An 18,193-nucleotide genomic window follows, 5' to 3' on the forward strand; every position below is an offset into this window, starting at 1 on the left:
TATTTAAGGTAAAGGTATGTCCGAGCAGTTCCTCTATTTTCTTCAGCAAATGTTCAACGGCCTGACGTTGGGCAGCACTTATGCGCTGATCGCCATTGGTTACACCATGGTTTACGGCATTATCGGCATGATCAACTTTGCTCACGGCGAAGTTTATATGATCGGCAGTTATGTTTCTTTTATCGTTATTGCCGCCCTGATGATGATGGGCATTGATGCGGGTTGGTTATTAATCGGCGTCGCCTTTATTGCCGCCGTGGTGATTTCCAGCGCTTACGGCTGGAGCATCGAGCGCGTCGCCTATAAACCTGTGCGCACCTCCAAGCGCCTGATTGCGCTGATTTCCGCCATCGGGATGTCCATTTTTCTGCAAAACTACGTCAGCCTGACGCAAGGCTCGCGCGATGTCGCCCTGCCCAGTCTGGTTACCGGACAATGGACGCTGGGTGAAAGCAACGGCTTCGCCGCAACGATCAGCACCATGCAGTTGACCATCTGGGTCGTGACGTTCCTGACCATGCTGGCGCTGACGCTATTTATTCGCTACTCACGCATGGGCCGCGCCTGCCGCGCTTGTGCCGAAGATTTGAAAATGGCGAGCCTGCTGGGCATCAGCTCTGACCGGGTGATCTCCCTGACGTTTGTGATTGGCGCGGCAATGGCTGCGGTGGCCGGCGTGTTGCTGGGGCAGTTCTATGGCGTGATTAATCCCTATATTGGCTTTATGGCCGGGATGAAAGCCTTTACGGCTGCGGTACTCGGCGGCATCGGCAGTATTCCCGGCGCGATGATCGGCGGATTGATTCTCGGCGTGGCCGAAGCGCTGACATCGGCCTATCTGAGCACCGAGTACAAAGACGCGGTTTCCTTCGCGCTGTTGATCGTGGTGCTGTTAGTCATGCCGACCGGTATTCTTGGCCGTCCGGAGGTTGAGAAAGTATGAAAAAGCTCAATCTTCTCAATGCGTGCATTTCCTCATTCATGCTGCTGGTGCTGGCCGCCTTCATCATGGGGATGCAGTTAGAGCTTGACGGCACCAAACTGGTTGTCCGGGGAGCCGATCAGGTTCGCTGGCACTGGATCGGCGCCGGCTGCATCGTGGTTTTCTTCTTCCAGTTAATCCGTCCGTTCATCCGGCAGAGCATGCACAAGTTTTCCGGCCCGTCGCTGGTACTGCCGAGCTTCGACGGCAGCACGCCGCGGCAGAAACTGCTGGCGGCATTGCTGATCATCGCCGCCATCGCCTGGCCTTTCCTGGTTTCACGCGGGACGGTGGACATTGCAACCCTCACGCTGATTTATGTGATGCTGGGGTTGGGATTAAACGTCGTGGTCGGACTTTCCGGCCTGCTGGTGCTGGGCTACGGCGGCTTTTATGCCATCGGCGCGTATACCTACGCCCTGCTGAATAATTATTACGGTTTGGGATTTTGGGAAAGCCTGCCGCTGGCCGGGATGACCGCCGCGCTGTCCGGTTTCCTGCTCGGCTTCCCGGTATTACGGCTGCGGGGCGATTATCTGGCGATTGTGACCTTGGGATTCGGCGAAATCGTACGGATCCTGTTGCTGAACAATACCGAAATCACCGGCGGCCCGAACGGCATCAGCCAGATCCCCAAACCCACTTTCTTTGGCCTGGAGTTCAGCCGCACCGCGCGCGATGGCTGGGATACGTTCCATAACTTCTTCGGCCTGAAGTACGACCCCAGCGACCGTATTATTTTCCTCTATCTGGTCGCGCTGCTGCTGGTGGTATTGACCCTGTTTGTCATCAACCGCCTGCTGCGTATGCCGCTGGGCCGAGCCTGGGAAGCGCTGCGTGACGATGAGATCGCTTGCCGCTCGTTGGGACTCAGTCCGACGCGCATCAAACTGACGGCGTTCACCATCAGCGCCGCGTTCGCGGGATTCGCCGGTACGCTGTTTGCCGCCCGTCAGGGGTTTGTCAGCCCGGAATCCTTCACTTTCGCTGAATCGGCATTTGTACTGGCGATTGTGGTGCTGGGAGGAATGGGCTCGCAGTTTGCGGTGATCCTCGCCGCCGTGTTGCTGGTGGTATCCCGAGAACTGATGCGCGATCTGAATGAATACAGCATGCTGCTGCTGGGCGCGCTGATGGTATTGATGATGATTTGGCGTCCGCAAGGTCTGCTGCCGATGAAGCGCCCGCAGATGAAGCTGAAAGTAAGTAATAAGGAAGAGCAGGCATGAGTACGCAGCCATTATTATCCGTCAGAGGTCTGATGATGCGTTTCGGCGGTCTGCTGGCGGTCAACAACGTTGAACTGGATTTAAACGCGGGGGAAATCGTCTCGCTGATCGGCCCGAACGGCGCGGGAAAAACCACGGTGTTTAACTGCCTGACCGGTTTTTATCGCCCTTCAGGCGGCACCATCATGCTACGCGACCGGCATCTGGAAGGATTATCAGGACAGAAAATCGCGCGCATGGGCGTGGTGCGGACGTTTCAGCATGTGCGCTTGTTCCGTGAAATGACCGTGATTGAAAACCTGCTGGTGGCCCAGCATCAGCATCTCAAAAGCGGCATATTCGCCGGGCTGTTGAAAACGCCGGGATTTCGCCGCGCCGAAGCCGATGCGCAGGATCGCGCGGCGGAGTGGCTGGAGCGCGTCGGCCTGCTTGAGTTAGCCAACCGTCAGGCGGGCAACCTGGCTTACGGTCAGCAGCGCCGGCTGGAAATCGCCCGCTGTATGGTGACCCGCCCCGAACTGCTAATGCTGGACGAACCGGCCGCCGGCCTTAACCCAAAAGAAACCGAAGAGCTGAATCAGCTGATCGCCGAGCTACGCGATCGTCATCAGGTTTCCGTGTTGTTGATTGAGCATGATATGAAGCTGGTCATGGGGATTTCCGATCGGATTTATGTCGTCAATCAGGGAACGCCGTTGGCCCACGGAACTCCGGCTGAAATTCGTAATAACCCGGATGTCATCCGTGCTTATCTGGGTGAAGGATAACGTTTATGCTGTCATTAAATCAGGTCTCCGCCCACTATGGGAAAATTCAGGCGCTGCACCAGGTCAGCCTGCATATCGAGCAAGGCGAGATCGTTACGCTCATTGGCGCCAACGGCGCCGGGAAAACCACGCTGCTGGGTACGCTGTGCGGCGATCCGCGCGCCACTGAAGGCAGCATCATCTTCGACGGAAAAGACATTACCCACTGGCAGACCGCGCAAATTATGCGCGAAGCCATCGCCATTGTGCCTGAAGGCCGCCGCGTATTCTCCCGCATGACGGTAGAAGAGAATCTGGCCATGGGTGGATTCTTTGCCGATCGGCATCAATATCAAGAGCGGATCGTCCGGGTCTATGACCTGTTTCCCCGGCTGTATGAACGCCGCGCTCAGCGAGCCGGCACCATGTCCGGCGGCGAACAGCAGATGCTGGCCATCGGCCGCGCGTTGATGAGCCAGCCGCGTTTGCTGCTGCTGGACGAGCCATCATTAGGGCTCGCGCCGATCATCATTCTGCAGATTTTTGATACGATTCAACAACTGCGTGAAGAAGGCATGACCATTTTCCTGGTGGAGCAAAACGCCAATCAGGCTCTGCGCTTAGCCGATCGCGGCTATGTGCTTGAGAACGGCCATGTGGTGCTGGAAGACAGCGGAGCAGCCTTACTCGCAAATGAAGCGGTACGTTCAGCTTATCTGGGCGGGTGATTCCCTCTCGTCCGCCACGGCAGACTGCTGACAAACATGCTGCTTTTTCTTTATCCGCCGCTTACGCGACGTTCAAGGGGCGGCGGGCAAGACCGCCCGCCGTAACCCGGAATCCGCCTTACAGCAAAGTATCGTCTGCGGTCCCGCAGCCGGGGTGACCAAGACGGAAAGGCCGCCTTGCCCGGCTTACCGATCCAGGCGTTGCTCTGGAACACAAGACACGGCGTGGCTGCTCCACCGCCTCTTCAGGCAAGCACCCCGTGGACGTTTAGGCGTTGCCTGCTGAAAAGCGGGGTTTGCCTACCGGCGTCTCGCTGCAAGGATTTGCAGAGAAATCCTTGCAAGGTAAATCAACTATTCCAACGCCGATTTGCTCCGTTCCTGCACTATTTTGTCAGTCCGAAGACCCTATCCTGCTCTTTGCGCAGGCGCAGAAGTACCGAATTTTCAGGGATATTCACGTCTTCCATCCGGATAACTTCCCCGGCGGCGACATCGCGCGCCAGGCTTGTATTGCTAAAGAGATAGAACGGTACTAACTTCCCAGCTTCGATAGCCTCGGCATCACCGATGAAGCCGTCCACTCCGTCGATGGTATGGTGATGTCCGCCCATCTTCAGCACCGTACCCTTTTTGAGATCCTGTGTGGCACGGCCGTATAAATCGCAAACAGGGCGAAGGTTATCTCCGCCCGTCGCATGTCCCATGATAGCCGCTGCAAGTACGGACGTGCCGGTTTCCACGCCGAGCAGGTGTTGGGGGATATAAATCGCCGCGTACTTCCCGTCCCGGCTAACGGGATGCCCTTTGGCGCCGAGTACTTTCCATGTCTTTTGATCCGTGCACTCCACAATGATGAACTCGCCGCCGGCCATGCTGATCTCATCGGGACGGCGCAGGCAGTTGAAGATATCCAGTGTTCCGGGGGCATCAAGCAGGCCGCCGTCTTTTTGGGGGCAAAAAAAGTCAGGCATTTCCCGCATGCGTGTGGCGGGGGCGCTGAACGCGGGTTTGTTCGGTTTCATGCCGGTTGCGTTCGCCACAACGACCATTTCGCAAAGGTCAGGAATGGAGTGAAAAGTAAGGGCGCTGAGTATAGCGCTGCGCGCTTCGGCAATATCCCTGGCGTTCCGGTCGCCGAGGTTCCATAAATCATCCATGCCGGAACAGGCAAAGACCTGCTGCTGCCCTTCACACGTAAGCATTTTTGCAACGGGGTCGTACACGAAATCATACTCGCTGGCTTTTCCCGCGCCGACAATGGTAAGACCCAGCGCACGCCCCCAGCTAATAAGGCCGATCAGCATGCTGGGTTGGTCACCGTCTCCCGTCGTATAGACAAGCCCCTTGGACTGGGCTTTCTGAGCGAGGATTGAACCGACAACGGAATCCGTCTCCTTGGAAACCATTACCACATGCATGCCTTTCTCAATGGCGAGTTCAGCCGCCGCGGCGCTGACTTCCGGCTGGCCGCTGCTTTCCACCAACACTTCGAGAGGGAGATCCGCAATGGTAGCAAAGTCCTCGACAACAACGAATAATCCCTCTTCGTACGCTTTTTTCGCCTCTTCCGCCGTGTTGCAAACTTTCACCTTGCCTGCGGGAATACCCGCGGAAACATATGCGTCAACCGCGCGCTGCGCTGTGCGGGTGCATACGGCTTTCACTTCCATATACGGCATGGTTTGGGCCTGGAAAATGTATGATGCGCCGAATTCGCCTGCGCCCATAAGACAGGCGCGCACCGCGTCGTTCGCAGGCCGTTTGAATAATGATTGATAATGCATCGAGCGATCTCCTGAGTATATACATCTGTTTAATAATTCTTTTTCCAAAACCGAACTACGGAAATCCATTCCCGCACACCCTCGTTCACGTAGAGCGCTGGTTTTTCGGTAACCCGGTTATTGCAAACGCTGCGGGCGGTATATCCTTTCAGCGGTTTCGTGAAAGACAGCGCTCTGCTCTTTTTCCGGCAGATCCGCCAGAATCGCCCTGTAACCGTCAAAAATCGTGGCGAATGTCGTTACCATGCCATCCACCGGGAAATTGCTGCCCAACATGCAGCGATCTGCACCGAACATGCTGATGACGTCTTTCACGATCCGGCGGTTGCTTTCAACCGTCCAGGGTTTGTTCGCCTCGCAAAGCCCGGAAATCTTCACGGCTGTATTGGGTCTGGCGGCCAGCTTTTCCATATTGGCGCGCCACCCCCGGAGAGACTCCTCGCTTCGCCCCGGCACTCCCGTATGGTTTACGATGACGAGCGTACGCGGGAAATTGGCGGCAAGTTCTGCGGCTTCCGGCAAAACCCACCAGTTGGCCTGCAAATCGAAATGGAGGCCGTATTTCTCCAATTCGGAATACCCACGCAGCCATTTGTCAGACGACATAAGGCTTCTGCCCTGTTCCGCCGGGGAAGAAGGGCCTCCGGGCTTATGGCGAACACTCCGGACAAGAGGATATGCCGCCTGCTCCGCGAGCAGGCTTGCGGCATCGTCCGCGTCAAGCCATGCCTGTGCGACCATGGCGCCGGGATAGCCGAAATCCCGCGCGACTTCATGCACGTAGTGGGTTTCCTTAAGCGGAGCCTGCGGGTCATATTCCGCTTCGCAGTAAACGGATGCGACCACGTTTTGCCCGGCGATATCGTCGAGATAATCGCTCATCAAGTACGTTTTCTTTATTGCGCTGTAATCCCCGTAACGATGCGCCACCATGATGTCCTTCGTCAGCCACGGATACAGATGCTTTTCGAGGTCCCAAAAATGGTGGTGTGCGTCAATGACCGGTCCGGTCCAGATATTTTTTTCAGCCATGATGATTCTCCTTAATATGCGCCGGCCGTTGTGCGGACGACGCGCGCATAGGTTCTAGCCCGTGGTTTTCGGGCTGGAAGAGCCGAAATTAATGCAAAGGGAGCCCAGGAGGTATGCAAAGGCGCAACCGGCGAAAAAGTACAGTGCAGCGGTGTAGCCGCCGGTCATGTCCACCAGGAAACCCACGATGATGGGAACAAAAATGCCGCTGGACGTTCCGGCGAAGTTCATTATCCCGCCAACCAAGCCGATTTTATTCTCGGGGGAAAGCATGGCCGGAATAATCCAATACAATCCGCCCCAAAGATGGAAAAAGACGCCAATGGCAAGAACGATTACCGCCATGGAACTATCGCTGATGAAAGGCAATGCCAACAGGCAAACCAGGGCCATGGCGCCGGAAATCCCGAAAAGCAGCTTGCAGGCAACGTTGCGCGGGAGCACACGCTGAAGCATATCCACAAGGTATCCGCTGACCACTTCGCCAATCGCACCACACAGGAAAATGATAAAAGTGGCGTATCCCATGGCCTGGAGGTTCATTCCTCGCCCGTTGGCAAGATAGCTCGGCCCCCATGTAACCAGCCCGAAAAATACCATTGCCCAGCCGATGCGGCCGATAACCATTGCTACCAGGGTTTTCTTGGACAGCACCATATTTGTACTCTGCGTCTGCACTTCCCCTGCGAGCCGTTTCTGTTCGTCAATGAAATCAAGTTCTTTTTTACCCATGCTTTTGTGTTCATGGGGCTTGTCGCGGGCGTATAGATAGACCACAATCCCGGCAACGATGGTCAAGACCCCGATCAGGAAAAATGCGATACGCCACGAGCTGAAAAAGGCGATGAGAGAGGCGACCAGCAAGCCGCCCACGGCGGAGCCGAAAGGAGCGCCGCTGTCAATGAGGGTAATGCCCCTGCCCCTCTCCCGGGGGGGAAGCCAACTGGCGGTGAGTTTACTGGCCGATGGCATGAAAGGCGCTTCAAACGCGCCAAGCCCCACGCGGGTCAGCAACAGGAACAGGCCGTTGACTGCAATGGCGGAAAGGCACTGGAACGCCCCCCATATCACTGTCGCCACTCCGATGACGAGTCTTCCGCCCCACCGGTCCGCAGCTTTTCCTCCGGGGATCTGGCAAAGGCAATATGTCCAGAAAAAGGCGCTGAGGATCAGTCCCTGCATTTTCCCGCTTAACGAGAAATCTTGCGCGATCAGCGGCATGCCGACAGACAAAGCTATGCGGTCGATGCAGTTGATGGTGTACAAGATGAACAGCATGATAATAAAGCGCCATCTGGTCGTCAGCAGTATAGATTTTTTGTTGCCGACGTCTGGAGTATTTGAGTCCACAGACATAACAACCTCCGGAAATATATCTTTTTTTCCCATTTAAAGGTGCAGCGGCATTTAAACGTCCAATGCTGTAAGCAAGAGCAAGCCATGCCGCGACATGGCTTGTCGCTGCCCGGTGTTGGCGAAAGTAACTTTTGCCGTTAATGCTGAAGCGGGTATCTCAGGAGTCGTCCGTGTTAAAAGTTGCTCTATTTCGGCGGGCGTTCGGCAGAAATGCCATAGACAACAATTTTCTATTGCCTGTAACGCCCCCCAGGATCTTCGCCCGGGAACCCGCGTCGGCGGCGGCCTTGAAGAAGTCAAGGAACGGCGCCGCGGTAAAACATCGTGGATAGATTTATGGTGAACGTAGGCATGTTTAGCTCCTTAATTCGGCAATTTCTGCGTCGGTCAGATAGCGGATCCGGCGGTCGCCCAGAATGAAGACCAGTTTGGCGGTCTCTTCCAGCTCTTCCATATTGTCCGCGGCGGCGCGCAGGCTTCGTCCGGTCACGACCGGACCGTGATTGGCCAGGAGAAAAGCGTTGTGGTCGGGCGCCAACCTGGCCAATTCTTCGCCCAGCCGCTTGTCGCCGGGACGGAAATAGGGAACGACCGGCACTCGTCCCATCCGCATCACCACATAAGGGGTGAAGGGCCGGATCGCGTTGCGCGGATCCAGTCCCTCCAGGCAAGATAGCGCCGTCGAATAGGCGCTATGCAGGTGCACCACGGCCCGACACTGCGGATTATGGCGATAGAGGGCCAGATGGAAGCTGATTTCCTTAGAGGGTCTGTCGCCGGAGATCAATTCTCCCTCCAGACCAACCTTCGCCAGCCGGTCGGCGGAGAGTTCCCCCAGGCAGGAGCCCGTCGGCGTTGCCAGCAGCGCCCCGTCCTCCAGCAGCAGGGAAAGGTTCCCGGCCGAGCCGGTGGCATATCCGCGCTGAAAAAAAGAGGCGCCCAGTCTGACCATTTCTTCTCGTGCTTGAACTTCATTCATACGACGAATTCCTGCTGCGCTCTGGCGAAAAAGTTTTCATCCCCGAAATTGCCGGACTTCAGCGCCAGCGAAAGGGGGGCATCGGTCGATCTCACCCAGGGCACGCCGGGGGATATGGTGGGGCCGATATGGAAGGCGCGGATCCCCAGCGTCTGCACCACGATGCTGGAGGTTTCTCCTCCGGCGACGATGAAGAGCCGGAAGCCGTCCTCCCGCAGTTGCCGGGCGACGGAAGAGAAGAGCGCTTCCACCGCCTGGCTGCTGGCCTGCGCCCCCCAGCGCTGCTGGATACGGCCGAGGATCTCCGGCTCGGCGGTGGCGTACAGCATGGGGGCCAGTTTCTCTCCGCTGTGCTTCCGCACCCAGTCGCACAACTCGCGAGCGTAGCCGGCCAGGGCGTCATCTCCCGCCATGCAGCGTTCGACGTCGATGGCGCGGCCGGAAGCCTGCTGCAGATAGCGGGCGACCTGCCTGTTGGTCATCACGGAACAGGAACCGGACAACACGATCGCCGGTCCTCCCTGCGGCGCGCCGGCGGCCTGCGCGTCCTGCGGCGCATCGCCCGTCGCCCACTGGCGCGCCAGCCCGATGGCCAGGCCGGAACCGCCGGTGACCAGCTTCATCCCGCGCAGCGCCTCGCCCTGGACCAGCAGGTGCCGCCCGTTGAGCGCATCCAGCGCCGCGTAGCGAACGCCCCGCCGCCGCAGTTCCGCCAACCGCGCCGCCACCGCCTCCACGCCCCGGTCCATGACGTCCGCCGCGATGACGCCGCACTTCCCTTCGGCCTGCCGCTCCATCAGGCGCGGCAGATAGCTGTCGGTCATCGGAGTCAACGGATGGTCGCGCATGCCCGACTCCGACAGCAGCCGATCCATCACGAACAGATAGCCCTGGTAGACGGTGCGGCCGTTAACCGGTAAAGCCGGGGAGATGACGGTCTGCGTTTCTCCCAGCGCGTCCAGCAACGCGTCGGTCACCGGGCCGATGTTGCCCTGCGCGGTGCTGTCGAAGGTCGAACAGTATTTGAAATAGAACTGGCGGCATCCCTGGACCTGTAGCCAAGCCAACGCATTGAGCGAATCGGCGACGGCTTGTTCGGGCGGACAGGAGCGCGATTTCAGGCTGATGACGGCGGCCTGGGCGTCCACATGGTAATCCTGCGGCGGCACACCGTTGAGTTGCACGGTGGATAGCCCGTTCCCGGCCAGAAAACCGGCAATGTCGGTGGCGCCGGTGAAATCGTCGGCGATGACTCCGAGTAACATTAGGCATCCTCCCATTTTTCCGGCAGCGCGATGTCGCTGAAAATCTTGAAGACGACGCTGTGGTCCTCACGGCCAAAACTTAGGGCGCCATGACTGATAACGGCTACGGCATACCCGGCAGATTCTTCCATAAGCGTCACCTTGTTAATTTTAGTGATTATTTGTTCCACGGTGTTAAATGTAGTTGCTTTAATTGCCATCGGTGGTGACTGACATCACATAAATTAACATCACGTGAATAAAATAGCCGAGCCTGTTCGGCCATGCGAAAGACAACCTAAAATTAATAATTAAAATCAATATGTTATGTTTTCACACTCTGCGGAATAGTGGTGGAGTGTTAAGCGCGGCGTGGTTTACGGCGTGAATTTATGATAATAACTGTCCTTAAATACAGTAGTTATCACAATATTTATCAGATCAGGATAGGGGCAGGGATGATTCCAGTAGAACGTCATCAACAGATTCTGGCGCTGATCGCCGAACGCGGCGTGGTAAGCATCACGGAACTGACCGAGCGGCTCGGGGTATCGCATATGACCGTGCGGCGCGATGTGCAAAAATTGGAGCGGGACGGCCTGTTACTCAGCGTCTCTGGCGGCGTGCGCTCGCCGGAACGGCTGACAATTGAACCGTCGCATCAGGATAAATCCGTTATGTTCAGCCAGCAAAAAGAGGCTATCGGCCAGTTGGCGGCCCGGCAGATCCCGCCCAACAGCTGTATCTATTTGGACGCGGGCACCACAACGCTGTCGCTGGCGCGCCACCTGGCCGACCGAGATGATTTATTGATCGTGACCAACGATTTTGTGATCGCCGCTTTTATTATTGAATCCTGCCAGTGCCGCATGATCCACACCGGCGGCACGTTGTGTCGGGAAAACCGCTCCTGCGTCGGTGAAGCCACCGCGCAGGCGCTGCGTAACCTGTTTATCGATATCGCCTTTATCTCTGCCTCATCGTGGAGCCTGCGCGGCCTGTCCACGCCAAGTGAAGACAAAGTGGCGGTCAAACGCGCAGTGGTCGAAGCCAGCAGCAAACGCATTCTGCTCTGCGATACCTCAAAATACGGCCGCATCGCCACCCATCTGATCACCCCGCTAACGGTCTTAGACAGCATTATTACCGACGACGCCCTGCCGACCGCGGCAAAAGATGCGCTGGGGAAAATGGGGGTGGAGGTGTTGGTGGGGAGGTAAGGAGGCAGTCTTTCTATTGCCATCTTATTTGCCAAATGGCTATACAGAACAGCGTTCTGGCACTATTTTTTGCAATTTTTGATACTATTCAACAACTGCGTGAAGAAAGCATGGTCCTTTTCCTGATGGCGCAAAACGCCAATCAGGCGCTGTGCTGAGCCGATCGCGGCTATATGCTTGAAAACGGTCATGTTGTGCTGGAAGACAGCGGAGCAGCATTACTCGCAAATGAAGCGGTACGCTCAGCGTATCTGGGCGGCTAACCAAATTCAGGCCGGTTTATCCGGCTTGTCGTTCCGATGAAGGCAAAAAGAAAATGACAATCGAGAGTTTATTGGCGCAGCGTATCGCGCCGTTGAAAAGTTCCGCTATTCGCGAACTGCTTAAGCAAAGCAAGATGGATAACATTATCTCGCTGGCCGGAGGGATACCGTCAGATAAATTGTTTGATCTTGAAGGTCTGAATCAGGCAATCCAGTTAGCCATTACCGAACAACCGCAAAACGCCTTCCAATATGGATTAACCGAAGGCAGCCCGGTATTACGTGAGCGCATCGCCGACCTATGCGCGATTCGCGGCGTGAAAACGCGGGCTGAAGATATGGTGATAACCGCAGGTTCGCAGCAGGCGCTGGACTTGATCATGCGCGCGCTGATCGATCCGGGCGATATCTTCGTTGTCGAACGTCCGACCTATCTGGCCGCGTTGCAGACGCTAACGCTGGCGCAGGCTCAGGTGATGTCCGTTGCGTCAGATGAAAACGGCATGGTGGTCGACGATCTGGAAACCCTATTGCAAAAACAGCGCATCAAAGGCGTTTATATCGTACCGAACTTTGGTAATCCCAGCGGCGTAGCCCTGAGTTATGAACGACGCAAGCAACTAATCAAGCTGGCGGAGCGCTATGGCTTTGCCATCATTGAAGACGATCCGTACGGCGAACTGCGTTTCACCGAAGAACGCAACCCAACGCTGTTTCAACTGGCTCAGGAAGAGCTGGGCAATAATGAACATGTGATTTATACCTCCACGTTCTCTAAGATCCTTTCTCCTGGCTTACGCGTCGGCTGGGCGATCATGCCTGACTGGCTGCTGCATAAAGTCGCCATCATCAAACAGGCGGCCGATCTGCATGCCAGTTCGTTATCGCAGAGCGTCGCGGAATGCTATCTGGGCCTGGGACGTTTGGAAGCCCAGATAAAAAAAATCCGCTCCGCCTATAAGGAAAAAAGCGAACTGTTGTCCGGCCTGATCGCCAAAGAACTGGGTGATGTGATGACCTTTAACCAGCCTAAAGGCGGCATGTTCCTGTGGGGCAAGTTCCGGCAGCCGTTTAATACCACCGAATGGCTGAAACAGACGCTGAAACAGGGCGTCGTATTTGTGCCGGGCGAATTCTTTTTTCCGGATACGCCGGACTATTCGACGCTGCGCTTCTCCTATGTGACCGCAACGGAAGAGCAGATGCATGAGGCCGTCGCACGGCTGCGTCGCGCGCTGTAGCGCCGGCACGACAAAAGAGCTAAAAGGCCGCGCATGCGGCCTTTGTTATTTCAAGATCGGCAAATCAATCCGCATCGGTCAGAATGACGTCCAATTCTGCGAACCGGACGGCGTTTCGCCCGCCAGCTTCAGCGTGTTCTCCGGGCGTGAAACCGCCTGCGGGGTAATCTTATCGACATAGCCGGCACTTAAGCGGAAGGTGCTCATCAGTTCAACAAGACGTTTGGCCTGGTCGCTCAAACTGTCTGCGGCGGTGGCGGATTCCTCCACCAGCGCGGCGTTCTGCTGCGTCACTTCATCCAGTTGGTTAACGGCATCATTCACCTGAGAGATCCCCTGAGCCTGTTCGCGGGTCGTCACGCCGATTTCGCTAAGCAGCTCAGCGACGCGGCGTACCTGTTCCACGATTTCCCCCATCGTGGCGCCCGCTTCGTTTACCAAAACGGAACCGTTCTCTACTTTCTCAACGCTTTCGCCAATCAAATCCTTGATCTCTTTGGCGGCGGAGGCGGAACGCTGGGCCAGAGAGCGAACCTCGCCGGCGACGACGGCGAATCCGCGCCCTTGTTCACCGGCGCGAGCCGCCTCTACGGCGGCATTCAGCGCCAGGATGTTGGTCTGGAAAGCGATGCCGTCGATAACGCCGATAATATCGCCAATCTTGCGTGAGCTGGCGGAGATATCCCCCATCGTAGTGACGACATTGTTCACCACATCCCCGCCCTTGGCGGCAGTAGCGCTGGCGGAGTTGGCCAATTCCGATGCCATGTGAACGGTATCGGTATTCTGTTTGATGGTGGTATTCATCTGTTCCATAGACGCCGCGGTCTGTTGCAGATTGGATGCCTGCTCTTCCGTGCGCTGGCTCAAGTCGGTGTTGCCTATCGCAATCTGACCGGCGCCGGTAGCGATGGACTCACTGCTCTGGCGCACTTGATTAACCGTTTGACTCAGGCCGTCACGCATGGCGGCCATCGCCGCCAAAACGCTGGTGGTATCGCGCGCGCGCAGTTGAACGTCCAACGCCAGGTTGCCCTGCGCCACCTGTTGTGCGATTTCAACCGCATAAGTCGGCTCGCCGCCCAACAGCTTTTTAATCCGGTGGGTAATACCCCAGGCGACCAACCCGCCCAACAGCGCCGCCAATGCCGCAATGCTCAACATTAATGAACCCGCCGAGGTTGCTTGGTGTTGCGATGCGTTGGCGGTCTCGATGGTCAGCGTGGTCTGATAGTCGATCATCGCATCCAGAGCGTCAAAAATGCCGTTTTGCGCATCACGCAATTCACCGAACAGCATGCCGCGCGTCTCCTCAATATTTCCCGACATCCCCGTATCGATCGATTTGTTTACCGTCTCAAGATAGGACGGAATAAGTTTTTCCAAATTTTGCGTCCGTATCCGCGCTTCCGGTGAAATCGTGCGTTGCCGAATTTGTGCAAACAATTCGCTGTTGCGCTCCCGCAATTCAACGATGCGTTTTTGTTCTCCTTCCATTTCCTGCCGATTATCCATCAACGCAATGTTTCTGATCACGCGGGACATGGTGTTGATGTTGTCTTTAACCTCCTGCATCAACAACAGGTTATTAATACGCACTTGCGATAACTGGATATTGCCGCCCAGATCGGCCAGTTGCATACGGCCGAATATGGAGACAAGACAGCCAATCAGGATGATCAAGGCAAAGCCCGACCCCAACATGGTTCCCAGTTTCATGTTTTTTAAAATATTCATAATTTTCCTTGGTATTGAATATCCGCCGGCAAATCCTCTCGCCGCGATATATTTTGTTTGATTTTTTTCAATGATGAGCTAAACAAGCTGTTATTAAATGCTTGTTATTGCAGGATTCACTCACCTGCCGATAAACCCTGATGCCTAGGCAGTAAGTGAATAAGTAGTATATGGGGAGGCAAATAAATCTATTGTCGGATAAATGCGCGAAAACAGGCCCGATTGTCGCCATACAATAGCAATAGACTTCGTATGTTAAATCATTGATCGCTATTAGCTATTGTTTGGATCATTACTCTTAACCTGGCGATCCTCCCTGCCAGCAGCGAGGATCACCGTTTTGTCACCATTCCGTCATTTAACAGTTATTTTTCTGTCATGCGCCCGTGTCATGTTACCTCCCGAATAAAAAAGCGCTTTCTGCTCAAGCCAGGTTTAATTCCAGGAGACAGGCATGCTTAATCCGACTATTCGTAAAACACGTGTCATTAATAAAACAATAACATGTGTGGCCTTAGCGCTGGCGTGCAGCGCCAATGCGCAGGCAGTGACCGAAATCCCTTTCTGGCACTCAATGGAAGGGGAGTTAGGCACCACGGTTAATTCACTGACGGACCGTTTTAACCAATCGCACAGCGATGTCAAAATTGTCCCGGTCTATAAAGGCAACTACGAACAAAATCTGGCCGCCGGGATCGCCGCTTTCCGCGCCGGCAACGCCCCCGCGATTCTGCAGGTTTATGAGGTTGGCACCGCCACCATGATGGCCAGCAAGGCCATTAAACCCGTCTATGAAGTTTTCAAACAGGCGGGCATCAATTTCGATGAATCCGTTTTTGTTCCCACGGTTTCCGGTTATTACACCGACGCCAAAAGCGGCCATCTGCTGTCACAGCCGTTCAATAGCTCCACCCCCGTGCTGTACTACAACAAAGACGCCTTCAAAAAAGCCGGCCTGGATCCGGAGCAACCACCTAAAACCTGGCAGCAAATGACCGAATACACTGCGAAACTGCGTGCGGCAGGCATGAAATGCGGCTATGCCAGCGGCTGGCAGGGTTGGATCCAGATCGAAAACTTCAGCGCTTGGCACGGATTGCCGATAGCGAGCCAAAATAATGGTTTTGACGGCACGGACGCCGTACTGGAGTTCAACAAACCGACTCAGGTTAAGCACATCCAACGGTTGGAAGATATGAACAAGAAGGGGGATTTCTCCTACATCGGGCGTAAAGATGAGTCCACGGAGAAGTTCTACAACGGTGAATGCGCCATGACCACCGCCTCTTCCGGTTCGTTGGCGAATATCCGCCAGCGCGCCAAATTCAGTTATGGCGTCGGCATGATGCCGTATGACGCCGACGTGCAAGGCGCGCCGCAGAACGCCATCATTGGCGGCGCCAGCCTGTGGGTGATGAACGGCAAAGACGACGCGACCTACAAAGGCGTCGCCGAATTTATGCAGTTCCTGGCACAGCCTGATATCGCCGCGGAATGGCACCAGAAAACCGGCTATCTGCCTATCACCACCGCCGCGTATGAATTAACGCAGAAGCAGGGCTTCTACGATAAGAATCCGGGCGCGGATATCGCAACGCGCCAGATGCTGAACAAACCCCCATTGCCGTACACCAAAGGTCTGCGTTTAGGCAATATGCCGCAAATCCGCACCGTGGTGGACGAAGAACTGGAAAACGTCTGGACCGGTAAGAAAACCCCGCAACAGGCTCTGGACAGCGCCGTCGAGCGCGGCAACGCCCTGCTGCGCCGTTTTGAACAGTCGACCAAATAAGTTGACCGCTTTCCTCTCCTTCCCTTCATGGGGAGGAGAGCGAAATAACCCCGCCTGGCATTCCCGGTTTGAGGACGCCCAGGCGGGGTTAAGCGGTCGCCTTTATCAGCAACGAGTTACCACATGACATCATCCCGTCCTGTTTTTGGCTGTAGCTGGTTACCCTATGCGCTGGTTTTTCCTCAGCTGCTGATCACCCTCATTTTCTTCATCTGGCCTGCCGGTCAGGCGCTGTGGTATTCGGTGCAAAGCCTGGACCCGTTTGGGTTGTCCAGCGAATTCGTCGGGTTGGAGAATTTCAGGCAGCTATTCAGCAGCAGCTATTATCTGGAATCTTTTTACACCACGCTGGTATTCAGTTTTCTGGTGACCGGTTTCGGCCTGCTGATATCTCTGTTTCTGGCCGCACTGGTTGACTACGTTCTGCGGTTTAGCCGCCTGTATCAAACCTTGCTTATCCTGCCGTACGCCGTGGCGCCCGCGGTTGCCGCCGTCCTGTGGATGTTTCTGTTTAATCCCGGACTGGGTTTGATCACCCATTTTCTGACGGCGCTGGGCTATTCATGGAACTACGCGCAAAACAGCGGACAGGCGATGTTTCTGGTGGTGCTGGCTTCGGTCTGGAAACAGATAAGCTATAACTTTCTGTTTTTTCTGGCGGCGTTGCAGTCGATTCCCCGCTCATTGATTGAAGCGGCGGCCATTGACGGCGCCGGGCCGGTACGCCGGTTTTTCAATCTGGTGCTGCCGCTTATCTCTCCGGTGAGCTTTTTCCTGCTGGTGATCAATCTGATATACGCCTTTTTCGATACCTTCCCCATTATTGACGCCGCCACCGGCGGCGGCCCCGTCCAGTCCACCACTACGCTGATTTACAAGATTTACCGGGAAGGTTTTGCCGGTCTGGATCTTTCCAGCTCCGCGGCTCAGTCGGTGGTGCTGATGTTATTGGTTATCGGATTGACGGTGATTCAATTCCGCTTTGTTGAACGGAAGGTGAACTACCAATGATTGAAAATCGTCGCGGATTGGATATTTTCAGCCACCTGATGCTGGTGGTCGGCATTGTCGCCGTACTTTTCCCCCTGTATGTCGCCATTGTTACCGCCACGTTGGATAACGAGCAGGTGTTTCAGACACCGATGACGCTGATACCCGGCACCCGCCTGTGGGAAAATCTGCGGATCGTCTGGCAACACGGCGTGGCGAACAACACCACGCCCTTTGGGCTGATGCTGTTTAACAGTTTCGTCATGGCGCTGGCGATCACGCTGGGCAAAATTACGGTGTCCATATTATCCGCCTACGCCATCGTCTATTTTCGTTTTCCGTTCCGGAATCTGTTTTTCTGGATGATATTTCTCACGCTGATGCTGCCGGTAGAGGTGCGCATCTTTCCTACGATAGAAGTCGTTTCCCAATTGCACATGATAGACAGTTACGCCGGGCTGACGTTTCCGTTAATGGCATCGGCGACGGCGACCTTCCTGTTCCGGCAGTTTTTTATGACGCTGCCGAGCGAACTGCTGGAAGCATCGCGCATTGACGGCGCCGGCCCGATGCGTTTTTTCTTCGACATTGTTCTGCCGCTGTCGAAAACCAACCTGGCGGCGCTGTTCGTCATCACCTTTATCTACGGCTGGAACCAGTATCTGTGGCCGCTGCTGATTATCAGTGATGCGAACCTGGGAACGGCGGTGGCCGGGATCAAAAGTATGATCGCCTCCGGCGATATCGCCACCCAGTGGAATCAGGTGATGGCGGCGATGCTACTGACGATGCTGCCGCCTCTGTTAATCGTGCTGCTGATGCAGCGCTGGTTCGTTCGTGGTCTGGTTGATAGTGAGAAATAACACG

General features: G+C 55.6%; 16 protein-coding genes and 1 pseudogene. 10 read left to right on the top strand and 7 right to left on the bottom strand.

From position 1 onward, the window contains the following. Positions 1-16: 16 nt before the first annotated feature. The 4 genes from livH to livF are packed head-to-tail and all read left to right on the top strand — an operon-like array spanning position 17 to position 3,685. Positions 17-943, top strand: coding sequence for a high-affinity branched-chain amino acid ABC transporter permease LivH (livH, locus tag ACN28R_RS17850; RefSeq protein ID WP_048636644.1), 927 nt, complete (start codon positions 17-19; stop codon positions 941-943). Next, entirely contained in the window at positions 940-2,211 is a 1,272-nt protein-coding gene (locus ACN28R_RS17855) for a high-affinity branched-chain amino acid ABC transporter permease LivM (protein ID WP_095835093.1), read from the top strand. Before livH ends, ACN28R_RS17855 begins: the two co-directional genes overlap by 4 nt. Continuing rightward, positions 2,208-2,978: a high-affinity branched-chain amino acid ABC transporter ATP-binding protein LivG gene (livG, locus tag ACN28R_RS17860; protein WP_048636646.1), complete on the top strand. Its 771-nt coding sequence runs from the start codon at positions 2,208-2,210 to the stop codon at positions 2,976-2,978. The genes ACN28R_RS17855 and livG overlap by 4 nt, the downstream gene beginning before the upstream one ends. Positions 2,979-2,983: 5 nt before the next feature. Beyond that, positions 2,984-3,685, top strand: coding sequence for a high-affinity branched-chain amino acid ABC transporter ATP-binding protein LivF (gene livF / locus ACN28R_RS17865; RefSeq protein ID WP_048636647.1), 702 nt, complete (start codon positions 2,984-2,986; stop codon positions 3,683-3,685). 386 nt (positions 3,686-4,071) lie between these two features. Here livF and ACN28R_RS17870 read toward each other — a convergent pair whose 3' ends face one another. The 6 genes from ACN28R_RS17870 to ACN28R_RS17895 all read right to left on the bottom strand — a co-directional run bounded on the left by ACN28R_RS17870 (position 4,072) and on the right by ACN28R_RS17895 (position 10,235). Continuing rightward, the gene (locus tag ACN28R_RS17870; protein WP_095835094.1) at positions 4,072-5,472 is read right to left on the bottom strand and encodes an NAD(P)H-dependent oxidoreductase; all 1,401 of its coding nucleotides are present in this window, start codon (positions 5,470-5,472) and stop codon (positions 4,072-4,074) included. A gap of 117 nt (positions 5,473-5,589) precedes the next feature. Beyond that, positions 5,590-6,504 (bottom strand): amidohydrolase family protein, encoded by a 915-nt coding sequence (locus ACN28R_RS17875; protein WP_048636649.1) that lies wholly within the window; start codon positions 6,502-6,504, stop codon positions 5,590-5,592. 54 nt (positions 6,505-6,558) lie between these two features. Further along, positions 6,559-7,893: an MFS transporter gene (locus tag ACN28R_RS17880; protein ID WP_220701782.1), complete on the bottom strand. Its 1,335-nt coding sequence runs from the start codon at positions 7,891-7,893 to the stop codon at positions 6,559-6,561. A 322-nt stretch (positions 7,894-8,215) separates the two neighbouring features. Continuing rightward, a complete protein-coding gene (gene otnC, locus ACN28R_RS17885; RefSeq protein WP_048636651.1) occupies positions 8,216-8,839 on the bottom strand; it encodes a 3-oxo-tetronate 4-phosphate decarboxylase in 624 nt (207 codons plus the stop codon). Next, positions 8,836-10,104 carry a 3-oxo-tetronate kinase gene (otnK, locus tag ACN28R_RS17890; protein WP_095835096.1) on the bottom strand — a complete coding sequence of 423 codons (1,269 nt, stop codon included), beginning with the start codon at positions 10,102-10,104 and terminating at the stop codon, positions 8,836-8,838. Before otnK ends, otnC begins: the two co-directional genes overlap by 4 nt. Further along, positions 10,104-10,235: a hypothetical protein gene (locus ACN28R_RS17895; protein WP_257790285.1), complete on the bottom strand. Its 132-nt coding sequence runs from the start codon at positions 10,233-10,235 to the stop codon at positions 10,104-10,106. The genes otnK and ACN28R_RS17895 overlap by 1 nt, the downstream gene beginning before the upstream one ends. 306 nt (positions 10,236-10,541) lie before the next feature. Between ACN28R_RS17895 and ygbI the strand changes: the two genes are divergently transcribed. The 3 genes and pseudogenes from ygbI (at position 10,542) to ACN28R_RS17910 (ending at position 12,807) form a co-directional block, all read left to right on the top strand. Further along, entirely contained in the window at positions 10,542-11,303 is a 762-nt protein-coding gene (gene ygbI / locus ACN28R_RS17900; RefSeq protein ID WP_048636653.1) for a DNA-binding transcriptional repressor YgbI, read from the top strand. Between the two features lie 74 nt (positions 11,304-11,377). Next, positions 11,378-11,566: pseudogene (locus ACN28R_RS17905) on the top strand (branched-chain amino acid ABC transporter ATP-binding protein); the annotation flags it as partial. 53 nt (positions 11,567-11,619) lie between these two features. Further along, positions 11,620-12,807, top strand: coding sequence for an aminotransferase-like domain-containing protein (locus tag ACN28R_RS17910; protein WP_095835097.1), 1,188 nt, complete (start codon positions 11,620-11,622; stop codon positions 12,805-12,807). 78 nt (positions 12,808-12,885) lie between these two features. On the opposite strand, the gene ACN28R_RS17915 is transcribed toward ACN28R_RS17910, so the two are convergent. Continuing rightward, complete coding sequence (locus tag ACN28R_RS17915; RefSeq protein ID WP_048636656.1) at positions 12,886-14,544, bottom strand: methyl-accepting chemotaxis protein; 1,659 nt, start codon at positions 14,542-14,544, stop codon at positions 12,886-12,888. 454 nt (positions 14,545-14,998) lie between these two features. Here ACN28R_RS17915 and ugpB point away from each other — a divergent pair, with 454 nt between their 5' ends. The 3 genes from ugpB (at position 14,999) to ugpE (ending at position 18,189) form a co-directional block, all read left to right on the top strand. Next, positions 14,999-16,336: a sn-glycerol-3-phosphate ABC transporter substrate-binding protein UgpB gene (gene ugpB / locus ACN28R_RS17920; protein WP_095835098.1), complete on the top strand. Its 1,338-nt coding sequence runs from the start codon at positions 14,999-15,001 to the stop codon at positions 16,334-16,336. 123 nt (positions 16,337-16,459) lie between these two features. After that, complete coding sequence (gene ugpA / locus ACN28R_RS17925; RefSeq protein ID WP_048636658.1) at positions 16,460-17,347, top strand: sn-glycerol-3-phosphate ABC transporter permease UgpA; 888 nt, start codon at positions 16,460-16,462, stop codon at positions 17,345-17,347. Further along, on the top strand, positions 17,344-18,189 hold the full coding sequence (gene ugpE, locus ACN28R_RS17930) for a sn-glycerol-3-phosphate ABC transporter permease UgpE (protein ID WP_048636659.1): 846 nt from the start codon (positions 17,344-17,346) through the stop codon (positions 18,187-18,189). Before ugpA ends, ugpE begins: the two co-directional genes overlap by 4 nt. The last annotated feature ends 4 nt before the right edge of the window (positions 18,190-18,193 follow it).

The organism is Brenneria goodwinii (genome assembly GCF_002291445.1).
GTDB classification, from domain to species: Bacteria; Pseudomonadota; Gammaproteobacteria; order Enterobacterales; family Enterobacteriaceae; genus Brenneria; species Brenneria goodwinii.

Coding starts and splice junctions, on each gene's coding strand:
- livH (WP_048636644.1), top strand. CDS start 17: ATGTCCGAGCAGTTCCTCTATTTTCTTCAGCAAATGTTCAACGGCCTG.
- ACN28R_RS17855 (WP_095835093.1), top strand. CDS start 940: ATGAAAAAGCTCAATCTTCTCAATGCGTGCATTTCCTCATTCATGCTG.
- livG (WP_048636646.1), top strand. CDS start 2,208: ATGAGTACGCAGCCATTATTATCCGTCAGAGGTCTGATGATGCGTTTC.
- livF (WP_048636647.1), top strand. CDS start 2,984: ATGCTGTCATTAAATCAGGTCTCCGCCCACTATGGGAAAATTCAGGCG.
- ACN28R_RS17870 (WP_095835094.1), bottom strand. CDS start 5,472: ATGCATTATCAATCATTATTCAAACGGCCTGCGAACGACGCGGTGCGC.
- ACN28R_RS17875 (WP_048636649.1), bottom strand. CDS start 6,504: ATGGCTGAAAAAAATATCTGGACCGGACCGGTCATTGACGCACACCAC.
- ACN28R_RS17880 (WP_220701782.1), bottom strand. CDS start 7,893: ATGGGAAAAAAAGATATATTTCCGGAGGTTGTTATGTCTGTGGACTCA.
- otnC (WP_048636651.1), bottom strand. CDS start 8,839: ATGAATGAAGTTCAAGCACGAGAAGAAATGGTCAGACTGGGCGCCTCT.
- otnK (WP_095835096.1), bottom strand. CDS start 10,104: ATGTTACTCGGAGTCATCGCCGACGATTTCACCGGCGCCACCGACATT.
- ACN28R_RS17895 (WP_257790285.1), bottom strand. CDS start 10,235: ATGGAAGAATCTGCCGGGTATGCCGTAGCCGTTATCAGTCATGGCGCC.
- ygbI (WP_048636653.1), top strand. CDS start 10,542: ATGATTCCAGTAGAACGTCATCAACAGATTCTGGCGCTGATCGCCGAA.
- ACN28R_RS17910 (WP_095835097.1), top strand. CDS start 11,620: ATGACAATCGAGAGTTTATTGGCGCAGCGTATCGCGCCGTTGAAAAGT.
- ACN28R_RS17915 (WP_048636656.1), bottom strand. CDS start 14,544: ATGAATATTTTAAAAAACATGAAACTGGGAACCATGTTGGGGTCGGGC.
- ugpB (WP_095835098.1), top strand. CDS start 14,999: ATGCTTAATCCGACTATTCGTAAAACACGTGTCATTAATAAAACAATA.
- ugpA (WP_048636658.1), top strand. CDS start 16,460: ATGACATCATCCCGTCCTGTTTTTGGCTGTAGCTGGTTACCCTATGCG.
- ugpE (WP_048636659.1), top strand. CDS start 17,344: ATGATTGAAAATCGTCGCGGATTGGATATTTTCAGCCACCTGATGCTG.